At 69.6% G+C, this 15427-nt stretch carries 14 protein-coding genes; 4 read left to right on the top strand and 10 right to left on the bottom strand.

The genetic code is table 11. The annotated features are described in order from the left end of the window. Positions 1 to 213: 213 nt before the first annotated feature. A complete protein-coding gene (locus ADK64_RS28170) occupies positions 214 to 1344 on the bottom strand; it encodes a PP2C family protein-serine/threonine phosphatase (RefSeq protein ID WP_234384724.1) in 1131 nt (376 codons plus the stop codon). A gap of 929 nt (positions 1345 to 2273) precedes the next feature. Beyond that, on the bottom strand, positions 2274 to 3305 hold the full coding sequence (locus ADK64_RS28165) for an Lrp/AsnC family transcriptional regulator (protein WP_234384723.1): 1032 nt from the start codon (positions 3303 to 3305) through the stop codon (positions 2274 to 2276). Positions 3306 to 3494: 189 nt separating this feature from the next. Between ADK64_RS28165 and ADK64_RS28160 the strand changes: the two genes are divergently transcribed. Together ADK64_RS28160 and ADK64_RS28155 are read left to right on the top strand one after the other, a co-directional pair. Beyond that, positions 3495 to 4211 (top strand): SDR family NAD(P)-dependent oxidoreductase, encoded by a 717-nt coding sequence (locus ADK64_RS28160; RefSeq protein ID WP_053663338.1) that lies wholly within the window; start codon positions 3495 to 3497, stop codon positions 4209 to 4211. Between the two features lie 4 nt (positions 4212 to 4215). Next, complete coding sequence (locus tag ADK64_RS28155) at positions 4216 to 5190, top strand: amidohydrolase family protein (protein WP_053663336.1); 975 nt, start codon at positions 4216 to 4218, stop codon at positions 5188 to 5190. Positions 5191 to 5303: 113 nt separating this feature from the next. Here the strand turns inward: ADK64_RS28155 and ADK64_RS28150 are convergent, their stop codons facing one another. From ADK64_RS28150 to ADK64_RS28130, 6 genes are all read right to left on the bottom strand, one after another. Beyond that, on the bottom strand, positions 5304 to 5867 hold the full coding sequence (locus ADK64_RS28150) for a GNAT family N-acetyltransferase (protein WP_053663334.1): 564 nt from the start codon (positions 5865 to 5867) through the stop codon (positions 5304 to 5306). Positions 5868 to 6584: 717 nt separating this feature from the next. Next, positions 6585 to 7244: a DUF5825 family protein gene (locus ADK64_RS28145; RefSeq protein WP_053663331.1), complete on the bottom strand. Its 660-nt coding sequence runs from the start codon at positions 7242 to 7244 to the stop codon at positions 6585 to 6587. A 43-nt stretch (positions 7245 to 7287) separates the two neighbouring features. Continuing rightward, positions 7288 to 9246, bottom strand: a complete 1959-nt coding sequence (locus tag ADK64_RS28140; RefSeq protein WP_053663329.1) for a RiPP maturation radical SAM C-methyltransferase — start codon at positions 9244 to 9246, stop codon at positions 7288 to 7290. 94 nt (positions 9247 to 9340) lie between these two features. Next, entirely contained in the window at positions 9341 to 9463 is a 123-nt protein-coding gene (locus tag ADK64_RS48480; RefSeq protein ID WP_267888565.1) for a hypothetical protein, read from the bottom strand. Positions 9464 to 9519: 56 nt separating this feature from the next. Beyond that, positions 9520 to 11361 carry a prolyl oligopeptidase family serine peptidase gene (locus ADK64_RS28135; RefSeq protein ID WP_053663327.1) on the bottom strand — a complete coding sequence of 614 codons (1842 nt, stop codon included), beginning with the start codon at positions 11359 to 11361 and terminating at the stop codon, positions 9520 to 9522. Continuing rightward, positions 11358 to 12815: an MFS transporter gene (locus ADK64_RS28130; RefSeq protein ID WP_053663325.1), complete on the bottom strand. Its 1458-nt coding sequence runs from the start codon at positions 12813 to 12815 to the stop codon at positions 11358 to 11360. The genes ADK64_RS28135 and ADK64_RS28130 overlap by 4 nt, the downstream gene beginning before the upstream one ends. 840 nt (positions 12816 to 13655) lie before the next feature. Between ADK64_RS28130 and ADK64_RS28125 the strand changes: the two genes are divergently transcribed. Continuing rightward, a complete protein-coding gene (locus tag ADK64_RS28125) occupies positions 13656 to 14066 on the top strand; it encodes an RICIN domain-containing protein (RefSeq protein ID WP_053663411.1) in 411 nt (136 codons plus the stop codon). A 340-nt stretch (positions 14067 to 14406) separates the two neighbouring features. Here the strand turns inward: ADK64_RS28125 and ADK64_RS28120 are convergent, their stop codons facing one another. Together ADK64_RS28120 and ADK64_RS46720 are read right to left on the bottom strand one after the other, a co-directional pair. Then, entirely contained in the window at positions 14407 to 14721 is a 315-nt protein-coding gene (locus tag ADK64_RS28120; RefSeq protein WP_234384721.1) for a hypothetical protein, read from the bottom strand. Further along, a complete protein-coding gene (locus ADK64_RS46720; protein WP_199829726.1) occupies positions 14718 to 14858 on the bottom strand; it encodes a hypothetical protein in 141 nt (46 codons plus the stop codon). Before ADK64_RS46720 ends, ADK64_RS28120 begins: the two co-directional genes overlap by 4 nt. Before the next feature lie 350 nt (positions 14859 to 15208). On the opposite strand from ADK64_RS46720, the gene ADK64_RS28115 reads away from it, so the two are divergent. Continuing rightward, a partial coding sequence (locus ADK64_RS28115) for a tectonin domain-containing protein (RefSeq protein ID WP_324614444.1) occupies positions 15209 to 15427 on the top strand: 219 nt, incomplete at its 3' end.

Genomic DNA, 15427 nt, shown 5'->3' with positions numbered 1-15427 from the left:
GTGATGAAGCGGCGCGGGCGCGAGGCGAGAACCTCGGCCTCGCCGGACGGCCAGGCGTCTGTGCAGCGCTTCCACCATGCGTTCGCCCTGGTCAGTGGGCGCGAGCAGGGACGCGTGACAGTCCGAGGGGTGGGGTTCGTGGCGCACCGGGCCGGCTTCCTCCGGTCGGGAGGCGCGGCGAACGAGTTCCGCGAGCCTGCGCGGGGGAGAGCCTCATCTCAGGCTCAGCGGCTCGGGGCGCCGCCGGGCGATGAGAACGGCGATGTCGTCGTCGAGCTCACCAGCGCTGTAGCCGAGCAGGTCGCGGTGGAGGTGGTCGAGGAGCTGGTGGGGGGTCTCGCCACTCCATGAGCGGATGCGTTCGGCGAGTGGATAGAAGGCGCCGGAGCGGTCGCGGGTTTCGGTGACGCCGTCGGTGTACAGCAGGAGCTGGTCTCCGGGGTGGAAGGGAGCGACGTCGACGTGGTACCCCTCGCCCACCAGCATGCCCAGGTTGAGCGGCGGTGAGGGAGCAGTGGGCTGCAGCTCCCGGACCTCGCCTCGGTGCAGCAGGAACGGGGGCGGGTGCCCGCAGGTGACGGTCCGGACGACCGGTTCGTCGTCCGGGATCTCGGCGAGGAGAGCGGTGATGAAACGTTCAGCGATCTCCGAGCCCGGGACCCCCGGGTGGTGGGAGGCGTGTCGGTTGATGCTCGTCTCCAGACGGCGTGCGAGGTGGGGCAGGTCGGGCGCGTCGTGGGCGGCCTCACGAAAGGCGCTGAGGAGCGTCGCGGCCGCCTGGATCGCGAGCAGGCCCTTGCCGCGTACGTCGCCGATGAGCAGCCGTACGCCTTGCGGGGTGTGCATCGCCTCGTAGAGGTCGCCGCCGATCCGGGCTTCCGCCGCGGCGGCCAGGTACAGGCTCTCGAGCGCGACGTGTCCGAGGTGGCGCGGTACCGGATGCAGCACCGCCAGCTGGGCGGTCTCGGCCACTGAGCGGACCTGGACCAGCTGATGGGCGCGCCGGTCGAGCAGGCGGTTGAGGAAGACGGCGAACGCCCCGATTGCCACGAGGCTGGCCAGCTCGGAATAGGCGGTCGCATCCCGCAGCGCATCGAAGTCCACCATCAAGCCGACGAAGACGGCGCACGCGCCCACTCCGATGAGGACGGTTCCCCACAAGGGCAGCAGCGCGGCGGCAGAGACCATGGCCGTGGCGAGGAAGGCATCCGGTCTGACGGTGCTGGGTGTGACGAGACCGATGAAAAGGCCGGTGAACAGCAGCAGTGCAGGCAGGGCGGCCAGCAATCTGCCCCGTGCGACAGCACTGTGTGTGACTCCGCGTTCCTCAGGGGACCTCGCCACCGTGCCGCTCCCCAAGGTCGCACAGGTCGAGTGGCAGCCCAGGTATCGAGGCCAGGCCGCCGATTTGGATAATTTTATCTGTATTCGACCGTAGTCTACTAATAACGACTCCGTGACCTGTGCAAGGAAGATTCGGCATGGTCTCCGCTGGGCGCGCGTCGGATTCGATCCGGCGGATGCATGGCGTCTGGCCGTCGCGGAGCAGTACGGGCCCGGGCCCCCATCGCGGCCCAGGCGCCACCGGGAACGCGGATACGGGCGGCAGGTCCTCGAACGCCACTGCCAGGGCCGGCGTCCGTCCACCGCTGTCGAACCACCTGCCCGTCGGGGTCGAGGAAGACTGCCTCGGCCCCGGTGCTGTGATCTGCCGCCGCCCGCTCTGCCCACTCGGAAGCCCCGGACTGCGCCTGCGGTGATCACCTGCGTCGGCCAAGCCGCCGACACCGCCGACACCGCCGGGCACCGTCGTCTCCGTGCGGGCCGCGCCCGCCCAGGACCCGGCAGGCGGCTGCGTCACAGTCCCGCCAGCGCCGGCAGGAAGGCCGCACATGCCTGGAGGCTGCGGCAGGAGATCAGGGAACGGGGCCGTCCGGACGGCTACGGCAAGGTCCGCAACCACGTGAGCAGCACTTTGCGAGGCAGACCCCAGCCGGTCAGGCCCCGGTCGCCGTCCAGTGGCAGGAGGCATCAGCCGGGGGCTGGGCCGCCCACGCCGCCGACGTTGCGCGACGAAACCCTGGCAAGGGTCCCCGCAGTTCAGCGGCAGGGCGGCCGTGCAGATACAGCAGGCACGAGTCCCCGCGCCCACTACGATCTCGACAGCCTGCACGGGAGGGGCGCGATGAGCCACGAGACCGGTGAGGATGCTCGGGGCGGGAGTTCTTGGGGACACGCCGGACCCGCCACTTCCTGGGGCGGTCTCCCTCAGGTCACGCTCGAGTGCGTGGTGTCCCGACGAGGCGGTCGCCGGACAGCAGCGTGCCAGCCTGCTTGACGTGCTGCAGTACGGGTGAGACCTCCATGCTCTGCAGGCCGGCCAAGGACCCGATGCGATCCGAAGTGAACTCGAATAGTTCGTCGAGGTCGCGGCAGTGTGCGACGGCGTGGATGTTGTAGGGCCCGGACACCGCTGCGGCGAAGGCGATCTCGGGTTCCTGCGCAAGCGTGCGTCCGACAGTCTTCACCGCTGACGGATGCACGCGCAGCCAGAGGTTCGCCCGAGCGTGATAGCCCAAAGCGGCTGCGGCGATCTCGACATCGATGTGAACGACGCGGCGCAGGAGCAGGGTGTGAAGGCGGCGTGATACGCGCCCTGGAGTGGAGTCCGCCGCTGCGGCGAGGTCGACGAGACTGGCGCGACCGTCTGCGGCGAGAGTGGTGAGGATCTTCTCGTCCTCATCGGTGAGGTGCACGGGATCGCGAGTGACGACCGGGGATTCAGTGAAGGGCGAACCTTCGCTCCCGAGCATGGCCTCCTGCTCCGGGGACAGGGCGCCTTGTAGGGCGGCCCAGTAGTGGCCGCGGCCTCCCATGAACTGACGGAGCATGGCGAAGGCATTGATGTCGAGCACCGCCGCAGTACGCGGTAGTCGTCGACCGAGCAGTTCTTCGCGCTGTTCCCGAGTCCGCGACTGGGTCGCGCAGGTGATTTCGCAGCCCGCTGCGCTCAGGGCGACCCAGTTGACATCGTCGCGCTTGGCGAGTGCGTCAGCGATCGCTGCGACGCTACCGGGGCGGCAGCGGAGTCGCACCAGCCACCTGCTCTGTCCCAGCGCCCCCGGGTTGACCACGCCGGCGACACGGATGACGCCGTCGGCGCGCAGGCGCCGGTACCGGCGGTTGAGAGCGCCTTCGGTGAGGCCGAGCGCGACCGCCATCGAGGCGAAAGAAGCCCGCGGAGCGATCTGCAGTGCGCGAATGATCCGCACATCATTGGGCTCCACGGCGACGGACTCGGACATTGATGCACCTGTCATGAGGGGAATCCTACAAACGGGCTCTTCCGGTTCGCTCGGGCGGCAGCACGGCGGACAGACTTGCAACGCACGGATGAGGAGCCACAGCGGCATTGCCGACCGAAACCGCCCCCGGGGTCTCGGTGGCCAACACACGCAGTGAGCTCACCACGTAAGGAACGGAGATGACGCTGGATGCGATCGATTGTCACAGGCCGGCACACGCCGACCGCTCTCATCGTCGGGGCCTCGCGCGGCCTCGGTCACGCGATGGCGGCCGAATTCTTCGACAGGGGTTGGAACGTCATCGGCACGGTCCGCGACACCGCTGCCCGGACGCCCCTGCATGATCTTGCAGACCGAGCCGACGGGCGCGTCACCATCGAGCATCTCGACGTCAACGAGCCCGACCACCTGGCGCCCCTGCACGAGCGTCTCGCGCAACGCCAGCTCGACCTGCTCTTCGTCAACGCAGGCACCACGAACAATGAGCACACACCGATCGGCGCGGTTTCGACAGCCGATTTCGTCGAGGTGATGATCACCAACGCTCTCAGTCCCGTGCGCGTCATGGAAGCGCTCGAAGACCTCGTATCCGACACCGGACTCATCGGAGCGATGTCGTCCGGGCTGGGCAGCATCACGAACAACACGACCGCAGGCCGCGAGGTCTACCGGGGAAGTAAAGCAGCCTTGAACATGTTCATGCGCAGCTTCGCGACGCGGCAGGCCGGGACGCAGCGCTCCTTCGTCCTCCTGGCGCCAGGCTGGATTCGTACCGCGCTCGGGGGGCCGGACGCACCGTTCACCGTCGAGGAGAGCTTCCCGCTGTTGGTGGACGTCCTGCTGTCCAGGCTGGGCACGCCCGGTCTGGCGTATCTGGACCGCTCGGGACAGATCGTGCCCTGGTAGGCCAATGCCTCTCATCGCTGTCGAAGAACACTGGGTCATGCCGGACATCACGTCGGCCCTTCGTGCTGTGCCGCATCGCGACGAAAGCCTTGTCTTCAACGAAATAGGCGACAACCAGGAACGTTTGGAGGACCTGGCGGTCGGCCGTATCGCAGCCATGGATGCTCAGGGCATCGATGTGTCGATCCTCGCCCTGACACCGCCGGGAGTCCAGCCGCTGCCCCCCAAGGAGGCCCTGGCGCTGAGCCGCGCCGCGAACGACGTGGCTACGGCGGCCGTCGCCCGGAACGCGGCCCGTTTTCGATCGTTGTCCACCCTGCCGATGTCGTCGCCAAAGGATGTGGCGGGGGAGCTTGTAAGAGCCGCGGACACGGGGCACGTAGGCGCCATGGTCTACGGCCGGTCGGGAGATCTGCTCCTCGACGACCTCGTCTACGACGACTTCTTCACCGCCGCGTCGGAACTCGGCCAGCCGGTGTTCATCCACCCTCAACTGCCCTCAACTGCCGTCCGTGCCGCCTCCTATCGCGGATTCGACCCCATGACGGACCTCGCCCTCGCCACTTTCGGGTGGGGGTGGCACATGGACGCCGCAACAGCAGCACTGCGACTGATCCTGCGAGGCACATTCGACCGTCATCCCGACCTACAGGTCGTGCTCGGCCACTGGGGGGAGACGCTGCTGTTCTGGCTGGACCGAGCCGACAGCCTTTCCCGTATCGCCGGCTTGCAGCGAGCAGTATCGGACTACATCCGGTCCAATTTCTATATAACCGCCTCCGGCATGCTCAACCCGGCACTCCTGCAGCATGCCCTGTCCGTCACCTCCGTCGACCGATTGATTTTCTCGACCGACTACCCCTTCCAACGGCCAACCAGAGAGGAGATCGATTCCTTCCTGACCCACTTCTCCTCAGACGCGGAACGTCAACAGTTCTCGTCGGCCAATGCGGCGTCCTTGTACGGAATTGACCTGTAGAGATCTCAACGGTGCGGGTTACGCGGCCGCCACGCCAACGTCGCCGCCACCGCTGCCGTCCACCCACCGGTTGCGGTGGGCCGTGGATGCGGAACGCTCGTTTCGTACCGTGGCTACTGCTGCTCCCACTGCTCCTTCAGGATCTCGTACCGTACGCCTCCCTGCTCGGAGCCCTCAATCATCTCCATGTCGGGAGGCGTGGGGACGGTGTCCGCGAGCGTCATTTCGAGCTTCTTCATGACGTTGCGCGAACCGTGGTTCACGGACATCGTCTCAGCCCAGACCATGCGCACACCGAGCTCCGTGAACGCCTTGCCCAGCAAGGCCCGCGAGCCCTCGGTGGCATATCCCTTGCCCCAGGCCGCCTGCCGCAGGCGGTAGCCGAGTTCGACTTCGTCCAGCGGGCCCTGCGGCTCGGGACGCAGGATGAACCAGCCGATGAACGCGCCGCCGTCCTTCTCGTGCGCGGCGAACAGTCCGAGGTTGCCGCCCCACTTCTCGTAGCCGGCGAGGATGTTCGGCAGGTAGCGCTCGCGGACCAGCTCCGGCGCGGTCGGATGGCCGCCGGTCAGGTAGCGCATCACCGCCGGGTCGCTGTCCAGCTCGATCAGCAGGTCCGCGTCATCGGCGGTGAAGCGGCGCAGGGTCAGGCGCTCGGTTTCCAGGTAGGTGTCCACGAGTCGATCATGTCTGAAGCAGGTCCGGCAGCCCAAGGGTTTTCCTCGGCAACTCGAGGGCGTTGCCATGACGTCGCCGGACATGGAGACGGGTACGGCATGGTGCTGGCCCGTGGGTGTCCCAAAGCCCGGGTAGCCGTGCAGACGCGGCTGCGCGTGGACACGGTGTGCACTTGGCGGGGCCGCTTCGCCACCGGCGGCCCGCCTGACCTGGCCGACCGCAAGCGGTCCGGCCCGGCCGCTCTCGCTCACCGTGGTGCGGGGGTGCCGAGGGCAAGGTGTTTTCCAGTCGCCCGGCGACGGATGTCGGCGCGCCGTCCGGCCGGGCGGCCCTGATGGGACTTCAGCGTGGCCAGCGCGTTCATGGCGGCCTTCCTGTGACGGTATGTGGTTGGCAGCCGGTCGGGATGTTCGCGCCAGGGCCCAGCCCGCGCCTGCGGTGGGCCGGATCCCGAGCGGGCCGAACTCGTGGAAGGCGAAGGCCCGGTTCGGAAGGTCGAGGTCCTCCTCGGTCCGGTCCAGCTTCGTTACGCGGCTGACGCAGATCACCCGCCCTGGACTTCCGCAGGTGGGTGACGAGTTGGCGCAGCGGCCAGCGGATGAGGGGCTGACCCGGCTCGGTCGGGCGGGTGGTGGCCGTCGCCGCGACGAAGCCTCGCCACAGCCAACCGCCAACCCCCTTGACCACCGACCCGGCGCACCTGTGCGGTCACAGCGCTAGACGGCCATGGCCTCTTGCAGCCAGCGAGAAACGCGGTAGGGCAGCCACCAGGCGAGGCCGTCCGTCCGTAGGACGAGGTGTTCGGCGGTGAGCTCCTCGAGGATGTCGTGGGGAATGTCCGCGGGGCGGACGCCCCGGTCGAGTCGGGCGACGGCCGCGGGGTAGCGGGGATCGTCGGCCGTGAACCGGCGCAGATCTCCCCAGCGCCGGTCACGGATCTGCAGAAAGCCCGGACCCTGGCGCCAGACGAGTTTGCACAGGTAGTGGCGTGTGCGCCAGGCATGGAGGGCGGTCTCGGGGTCGGCGAGGCCGGCGATCGTGCGGGGCGGGTGCAGGTGGGACAGCACCTTCCACAGATGGTCGGCTCGGTCCGGCGGCAGGCGGAGGTCCCAGTCGATCTGGACAGCTCGCGCCGTGAGGTCGCGGACCAGGCAGAGCCGGTCGATCGCTGATCGGTCGGCGGCCTGTCCGGCCTCGGCGAGGTCGACCGGAACGTCGAGCTCGGCCCGTCGCACGCCCAGGTTCCACAGGCGCGAAGCGTCGCTGGAATCCGAGGTGAGCGGGATACGGCCCAGGGACATACCGGGCAGTGTCCGGGCCTGTGCGTCATGATCGCGCCAGCCTTGGACGGCCGGGCGAGGGGTGCTCAGGGGCATGGTCGGTTCCTTGTCGGTGTCCGGAGCGATCGCGGGCCCGAGGTCAGGGCAGGGCGGGGGCCGGCGAGGTCCGGCCCTCGGCGACGGGTTCGGCCGCGGTGTCGGGCAGGGGTCGGGCGTGCGCGTGGCGCATGTAGTCCAGGCGCAGCAGCTCCTGGTTGACCGCGCTCGGCGCGATGTGGACGTACTGACCGGCGTCGGTGAAGGTCACGCCCAGCGTCGTCCATTCGTCCAGCAGGGCCTGCACATCCTGCGGGGTGTGGTGCGACGAGGCCGGATCCGCTGTCGCCTTGCGGTGCAGCGCCGCGGGGGAGTGCGGCTGGTCCAGCAGACGGAACAGGGTGATGGCGAAGGGGTCGGTCAGGCACAGGGTGTGCCAGTCGAACGAGCGGCGCCGGCTGACCAGCATGATCTGGTCTCCGAGGTCGGTGTGGGTGAGCCTGGCGTCGGTGTGGTTCTTCTTCCAGGCAGCGATGGCGTCGTTCAGCCGGGTCACCGTGGGCTCGCCGATGCCGCGTTCGGGCGCCTGGAAGACGTAGGCCAGGTCGTGGAGTTCCTCCTCGGGCAGGTCGTAGGTGAACAGGTAGTGCTCCTCGGGGCGCAGACCCGTGAAGCCGAGTTCCGGCCGGTTGAAGTACGGACTGAAGCGTTCGATGGCGATCCGGGCGGACAGGTCGACCGGCGGATTGAGATGCTCCAGCGCCGGGAGTTGACGGATCACGGGGTCGTAGTCGTCGGCGGACTCACCGGGGAAGCCGTGCAGGTAGTTCCAGGACACGGACAGTCCCGTCTCGGCGGCGTCCCGGAGCATCCGCACGTTCTGGCACCCGCTGACGCCCTTGTCCATGAGGTCGAGCACTCGGCTGTTGAGGCTTTCGATGCCGGGCTGGACGTAGATGAGGCCGGCGTCGGAGAGGGTCTGCAGCTGTGGGCGGCGCATGTTCGCCTTGATCTCGATGTGCATGCGCAGGTCGTATCCGCTGTCGATGATGCGTGGCAGCACGGTGGACAGGTAACGCATGTCGAGGATGTTGTCGACCACGTACATGTCCAGAACGCGGTGACGCTCCGCCAGGTCCATGATTTCCTGGTAGAAGGTGTCGGGACTCTTGCTGCGAAACTGCATGAACGAGCCGTTCAGCCCGCAGAACGTGCAGTGGTGTTTTTCTCCCCACCAGCAGCCGCGGGCGCCCTCGACGACCAGTTTCGGCTCGACCCAGTTGCGCGCGACGGAGCCGGCGAGGCGTTCGAAGTACCCGCTGTAGTCGGGAGGCAGAATCGCCGACGGCGGTAGCGGACCGGACGGCATCGGGTTCACGACCGAGGAGGTCCCGTCGGCGCGGTGGCACAGCCCCGGAACGTCCGCGAGAGCAGTGACCGGCGTCCCGTCCCGCAGAGCTTCGAGCAGCCGGGGAAAAGCGTCCTCGCCCTCACCGCGCACCACGAAGTCGACGAAGGGGAAGTTGCGGTGGACGGCCGCCCCCTGCTCGGCGTCGCAGTTGGCACCGCCCATGACGGTCCTGATGTGCGGGGCGAGCTGCTTGATGTGCCGTGCGGCGGCGAGGGCGGCGGTGTTCTGCTGGAAGGTGGACGTCAGCCCTACGACGTCGGGTGCCAGGTCCACCACCCGCCGTGCGATGTCCTCGACGAATTCCGGGACGATCTCGTGCAGCTGACGGGTCATGCGCATCCGCTTCGAACGCAGCTTGCCGGTCATCATCTGGGTGAACTCGGCATCCTTCCAAGCGGGATCGTGGTACAGAGCGCTGGAGAAGACCCAGTCGCCGCAGCCGAGGAAGTAGGAGGAGAGTGCGTAGTACTCGTAGTCCTCGGCGGTGAACTCAGTGCGCCGGGTGATCCAGTCGGTGAAGTCCAGGTTGGCGTGCAGCACTTCGCACGTCGCCCCCGCGACGCGCTCGTCGACGCTGCGTTTGAGGATGCCCAGGGCAAGGGAGGGCAGGTCGATCGGCGACCAGGGCATGTTGAGCAGGAGAACGCGCACGGTCGGCTCCTTGGGGCGCTGCGAGGCCGGTGACGGGACGAGGGACCGGGAGCCCGGCCGGCCCGCGTGCTCTGCGGGCCGGCCGGGCCGTTGGTCACTCCTCGTCGTCGCCCTCGTCGGCGTTGCGGAACGGCACGGTGATGGTGATGCCGATGCCCGGCTTACGGTTCTCCTCGTCGCCCGCGAGCGGGTCGTTGTGGATGATGTCCTTCTGCACGGTGCTACTCCTTCTGCGAGTGGGATGGTGCTGTGCCACCCGGTCCCGCTGTTGCCTCAGCGGGGCCGGGGTCCTCCCGCCGGAGCGGGCGGACGTGTGAGGGCACCGGATGCCGCGGCGGGCAGCCGGTCGCGCAGGAAGCACAGGGACCGACGCAGCACGGCGACGTGCGTCGCGCCGTCGTATCCGTCGTGTCCTGTCGCCAGCCACATGGCCTCGTGCGGTACGTCCGCTGCGGCCAGCGCGGCGAGGTAGGTGCGGATCTGCCCGGGCGGGCACTTGGCGTCGTGGGCCGCGCCGACGACGAGCAGCGGTGCGGTGACCGCGGCTGCCCAGGTGAGGGGCGAACTGCTGGCGTAGCGTTCCGGTACCTCATCCGGGGTACCGCCGAACAGCCGGACGTCCAGGGCACGAAGCGCCGGGGTGGTCGCCCGGTGGGCGGCGACCCAGTCGGCGACCGGCTTGACCGCGATACCGGCCTGCCACAGACCGGGGCGGCTGCCCATGGCCAGCAGGACCAGATAGGCGCCCCACGACACACCCCACAGGGCGCTCGCGTCCCGGGCTACGAGACCCCGGGCGACGAGGTCGGCGCGGACCGCGGCCAGGTCCTCTACCTGTGTGTGGCCGACCCCGGCCGGGAACTCCCGACGCCAGCGCGGACCGTACCCGGTGGAGCCGCGGTAGTTGACGCGGGCGACGGCGTAGCCGGAGGCCACCAGCGAGTGCACCGTGGCGTCGTAGGCGTCACGGTCGTGATCGGCGGGTCCGCCGTGGACCAGGAAGACAGCGGGTGGCGGCTTCGATCCCGGCCGCTCAGGCAGGCTCAGCAGGGTGTGCACCCGACCCGAGGGCGAGGGCGTCCACAGGTCGGTGTGCCGTCCGGGCACCGCGGTCGCGGAATGGCACGGAGGCAGGGCGATGCCGTCCGTGGCGCGCAGAACCGGAGGGTGGGCGGTGTCGGTCCACAAGTAGTCGACGGCTCCGGCGGCCCGGGGCGCGGCGTCCAGGACGCTGCCCGAGGGCGTGGGCACGAGGACTCGCTGCCGCGCGTCCAGATCCACGCGGTACAGCAAAGAGCGGCTCCGCCGGTCCTGACGCACCAGCACCGCACGCGCGTCCGGGTACCAGCGGGCGCTGACCTCTGTGTCGAAGGTGCACCAGTGATGCGTGCGCAGGCCCTCCTCCGGTGTCCATGTCTCGAGGACGTAGCTCTCCCCGAGGTCGCGCACCAAGAGCAACTCGCGTCGGCGGGAGCGGGGCGAGAAGCCCTGACACCACAGTCTCGTTCCGGCCGGCGTCGGATCCGCCGGACCTGGGGCGGCGCCTTCGCCGGGCCCGGACGCGGTGGATCCGGGCAGGGTGACAACCGTGCGGCCCGCACGCGACACGACCCTGACGGCGGCAGCGTCGTCGGCGGAGGACGCGAGGGCGATCAGGGCGCCGTCCGGCGTGATACCGCCCAACCGGAGCGAACCCCGGGCGCTCCACACCTCTCGCGGCGCTCGGCCGCGCGGGCCGACCACGGCCACGGTGCGGTCGGCACGCTCCACGGCTGCGGCGACCGTCCCGTCTGCGGTCACCGCCAGCCCACGCGGCCGTCCGGCCCGCGCTCCGGGCAGCCCCGGCAGCCGGGGGCCGCCGTCGAAGTGCTGAAACCACCAGTGGCCGTACTCGGTCGCGTCCTCCTCGAACCACCACACATAGCCCGCGGCGTCGATCGCCCGGTGGACCGTGCCCTCGGCGCTATCGGTGACCTGTCGGGCCCGCCGGACTGCGGCGTCCCAGGTGAACACCTCGCAGCGGCCCCCGGCGTCCGCCGTGAACACCATGCGGCTCGGGTCCGTCGGGCACACGTCGGGCAGCGTGGTCACGAACACGCGGTAGGAGTTGGTCATCGTCCACTTCCCGCAGAGGTACCGGTGGGGCCCGGGTCCTTGTCGCCGTGAGCGGGCGCGAGGGGGTGCAGCACGGTACGCGCCGAGCTCTGTGTGTGGACGGCCAGGAGAGCCAGGACGACGGTGCAGGCCGCCGCAGGAGTTCCCGGCCCGCCCCAGGTCAACAAGAAGGCGGCCGCTGCCGGGGCACCGGCAGCGGCCAGGGCGCCCGCCGATCCCAGTACGGCACCGGACCGGGACTGCAGCTCCGGGGGGACCGCGCGCACCGCCGTCGCCCCCAGGACGGCGGTGGCCACCGGCAGCACGAGGCACAGGCCGCAGAAGCACACACCCCACGACCACGGTCCGTGGGCGACGTACAGCGCGGCACATGGGGGCAGAAGCAGCCAGGCGGACAGGGTCAGCGCCCGGTGGGCACCGAGCCGGCGCACCACCCGCGCCGCCACCAGCGAACCGGCCAGACCCGCCGCGCCGGAGGCCGCCAGCACCCCTCCGGCGGCGGCGCTGCCGGCCTCGCTGCCCAGGACGAACAGCGCGCTGTAGGACAAGAGGGCCACCGCTCCTCCGGCCACGGACGACCACAGCAGGACCAACCGCAGCACGGGTGAGCGGACCACCGCGGTGAGCCCGGCCCGCATCGCTCCGGAACCGATCGTGCGGGAGACGGCGGTGCGGGAAGAAGGGGCGGTGTGGGAATTGTCCGGGCCGGAACCGACTGTGCGGGGACCGGCGGTGCCGGTGCACATGGTGTCGACGGGCGGGTCCGAGGGGGTGTCGGGCGAGTCGAGAGCCGTCGCTGACATCTTCGGGGGAGCGTCCGCGATATCCCCGGGGACGTCCGGTCCGCCGGGCCGGTCGGCTGGTGGGCCGGCGGGAGGGTCGATCGGAGGGCTGGCGGGAGGGTCGATGGGTGGGGCGTCCAGGGGGGTGCGTATCGCCCGCACCCCGAACGCAGCCGCCGCGTAGGAGACGGCGTCCGCGGCGAACGGCAGGAGAGGGCTCACGCCGAACATGACCCCGCCGAGCGCTGGACCGAGCACCAGCGCGGCCTGATCACCCGCCTGGACTCCGGCCACGGCCCGTGGCAGCTCACCGATGGGCACCAGCCGGGACAGTGCACCACGTGCCGCGGCCTCGTACGCCGTCGCGCACAGGCGCTCGGCGAGGGCGAGGCCGAGCAGCACCCACAGGGGCGGGTGCCCGAGGCAGCAGACGGCCAGCCCGGTCATCGCCAGGGACGCCGACACCGACGCGCCGGTCATGAGGGAACGTCGGCGTCCTCGGTCTGCCGGCAGGGCTACGAGCGGGCCCAGCACTACCCCGGCGAGGGCGGCGGCGCTGGCGAACACGCCTGCGGTACCGCGGCTGTGGCCGAGGTCGAGGAGCAGGAGCGGGAACACGAGACCGGAAGCCTGACTGCCGAGTCCGTCGACGAAGTTGACCCCCCAGAGCACGTCCAGATCGCGTCTGGAAGCCGTGCGGACCCGGGCGTTCGCCGCTGGAGGCGCGGCGTCAGGGGTGGTCGGCGCCACGCCGGAGCGCCGCGGTGGTCGAGACCCGCCTATGTCCTCCACCCCTCCCTCGGTGTCCGGCGGACCCTCGCGGGATCGCCGGAGTGGGCATGCCGGCACGGCTGTTGAACCAGACGTTCTGGTCACTGTGTGTGGAAAATGTGTGGGACATGCGAAAGTGAGCCGGAGCCTAATCACCACACGGCGGCCGGAACAAGGGCCTTGAAGCCTTCCCCTCGTCTGTGATCCGGACCCCGAATGGCCGACAGGCGTCTGGCCCGACGGGAGCCGTGGTCCTATACGACGCCTCCCGGACGCCCCCGCCCCGCGAGGTCGTCGGCGGCGTTCGCGGCCGCGTACGAGCCCGTCCGAGTTCGCTGCTCGTCCCGCCACCGGCGACTCTCGCGGTGGGGCGAGGCGACGCCTTTCACCGACCCCGTACAGACGGCAACGCACCTGCGGGTCCTGCTTTCCGAGCGTTGCGCCGCGAAACCGGAGTGACCCATCACGGGGTGCGCGCTGTCGCGTCCGCTCGGTCACACCCATGTGTGCGGCGAGGCGCTCGCCGCAATCGACCGCCTTGGGGGCGGGTCAATTGGCTGATAAGGATTCCCATCCGCCCGTAAAGAGCCACCAGGTGCGTTCGGGCGCCCCGGACCTCGATTCCGGTTTTGGCCCTGGCGTCCCGGCGGTCGGCCGCGCACCGTGACGGGGAACGGAACTTCCACGGCCACGTGCACCCACCCGCAGTCCTGGGCGACCAAGACGATCAACGCTGTGGTCGTGGGCGTAGCCGGGCAGCAGGGACGCCTGGTCGGTTACGGCGGCAAGTGCGTGGACGTGGCCCATGGCAGCTGCACCGTGGCCACCCCGGTGCAGGGCTACGACTGCAACGGCACGAGCGCGCAGTGGTGGAGCCTCGGCGTGGACGGGACCGTCCGCGCGCTCGGCAAGTGTCTGAACGCGGTGTGGGCCGGCACCACGAACGGCACCAAGGCCGAGATCTACGTCGGTGTCGCGGGCACCCAGAGCGAGCAGTGGATCCCGCAGACCGACGGATCGCTGAAGAACGTCAACTCCGGCAAGTGCCTTGACGACCCGGGCTTCAACACCGCCGCCGGAGCCCGGCTCGGCATCGGGGTCTGCAACGGGGCGACCAACCAGAAATGGGTCCTCACCCCCCTGGTCTGCTGATCAGCCCGTCAGCTGGGTGCCGGGTGTACCGGCCACACCGCAACTGCTGTCGGCTTGTCCGCGTGACGGCGGCCATGCCAAGTGGTTGCTCTCCACTTCCGCCCCGTTTGATCCGCCCCGGGCGGCAGGATCCGCCACCGGGACCGGATCGCTCTCAGGTGGCGCCGTAGCAGATCGGCGAGGTGTTGACGGTGTGCGTGGACAGCGGCAGTCGGCACTGGTAGGCAAGCGGGCAGGTGTCCTCGGCGTGCTCTTTGGTATTCGTCACACAATTCCAACAGCCGTCGGGGGCACTGTGGTTACGCCCTCGCCGCACTGCCCCAGGCGGTGGTGGAGCAGTTCACAGGCGGGTGGTGAACCGGCCGTCGGGCAGTTTGCGCAGCCAGCCGCGGTCGACCAGCCTGACCAGCTTCGCGCGCAGCGGTTCCAGCTTGGCCCGCACGCTGCTGTCCACGCCCAGCATCTCGCCGACCTGCCGGGCCATGACCGGTCCAGCGGCCTGCCGCACCGCGGCGAGGATGCGCTGGTAGTCCAGCGGGAGCATGGTCCCCTCCACGTCCGGTGCGCGGTGCGGGATCAGCATCACCGTCCGTCCACCCACCTGTCCGGGCGCTGGCGCGGCCGAGGCGCGCTCGTCGGCGAGCTGCTCGCTCACCCGCTCAAGGACCCGTTCAGCACGGCGAGTTCGTCCCGCTCCGCCCGTACTTCCGCCAACTGCTTGGCCGGATGTTCCTCGAGTTCGTCCAGTTCTGCGCGCCGCGCGCTGATCCGTTCCAGCAGCTCGGGATCCATGCACAGGATCGTAGAAGGCCACCCGTCCACACGGGGCAGGAACAGGTGAGCCGAGCAGGCCCTTCCGCCTCCTCCGGCACGTCCACCGCCCCGGGTCGGCCTCCCGACGCTCTCGCGCGCCCGTCGGCGTCAACCTGGTGATTGCGAATAACCCGCAAGTGGGACCTCTGATCAGGTCGCCCCTGGATCAACCGCCGGCCGCACCGTCCCAGCTCGAAATACGCGACCCTTCCGATAAACGAGGCTTTACGGACAAGAGAAGGATCGTGCCGCAAGCGCGCTTGCATGCTGAATCGTTCCCTCGCGGGAGCGTCTGCATGCAACATCGCCGACGACAAGGAGCCCGTGGAATGGCCGACTGGAAGCAGATCAGCGGTGCGCTCGTTCGGATCTCGGCCGGGTCGAGGACCAACGTGTGGGGCGTCAACGAGGCCGGGAACATCTACCGCTACACCAACAACGACGCCAGCCCCTGGGTGCAGATCCCGGGGGCACTGACGGACATCGGAGCCGCCGCGGACGGCACCGTCTGGGGCGTCAACTCCGCCGGCAACATCTACCGCTACACC

Origin of the sequence: Streptomyces sp. MMG1121, from assembly GCF_001280015.1 — a bacterium.
In the GTDB taxonomy this organism is placed as follows: domain Bacteria; phylum Actinomycetota; class Actinomycetes; order Streptomycetales; family Streptomycetaceae; genus Streptomyces.
This window is presented reverse-complemented; position numbering and strand designations above follow the sequence as displayed.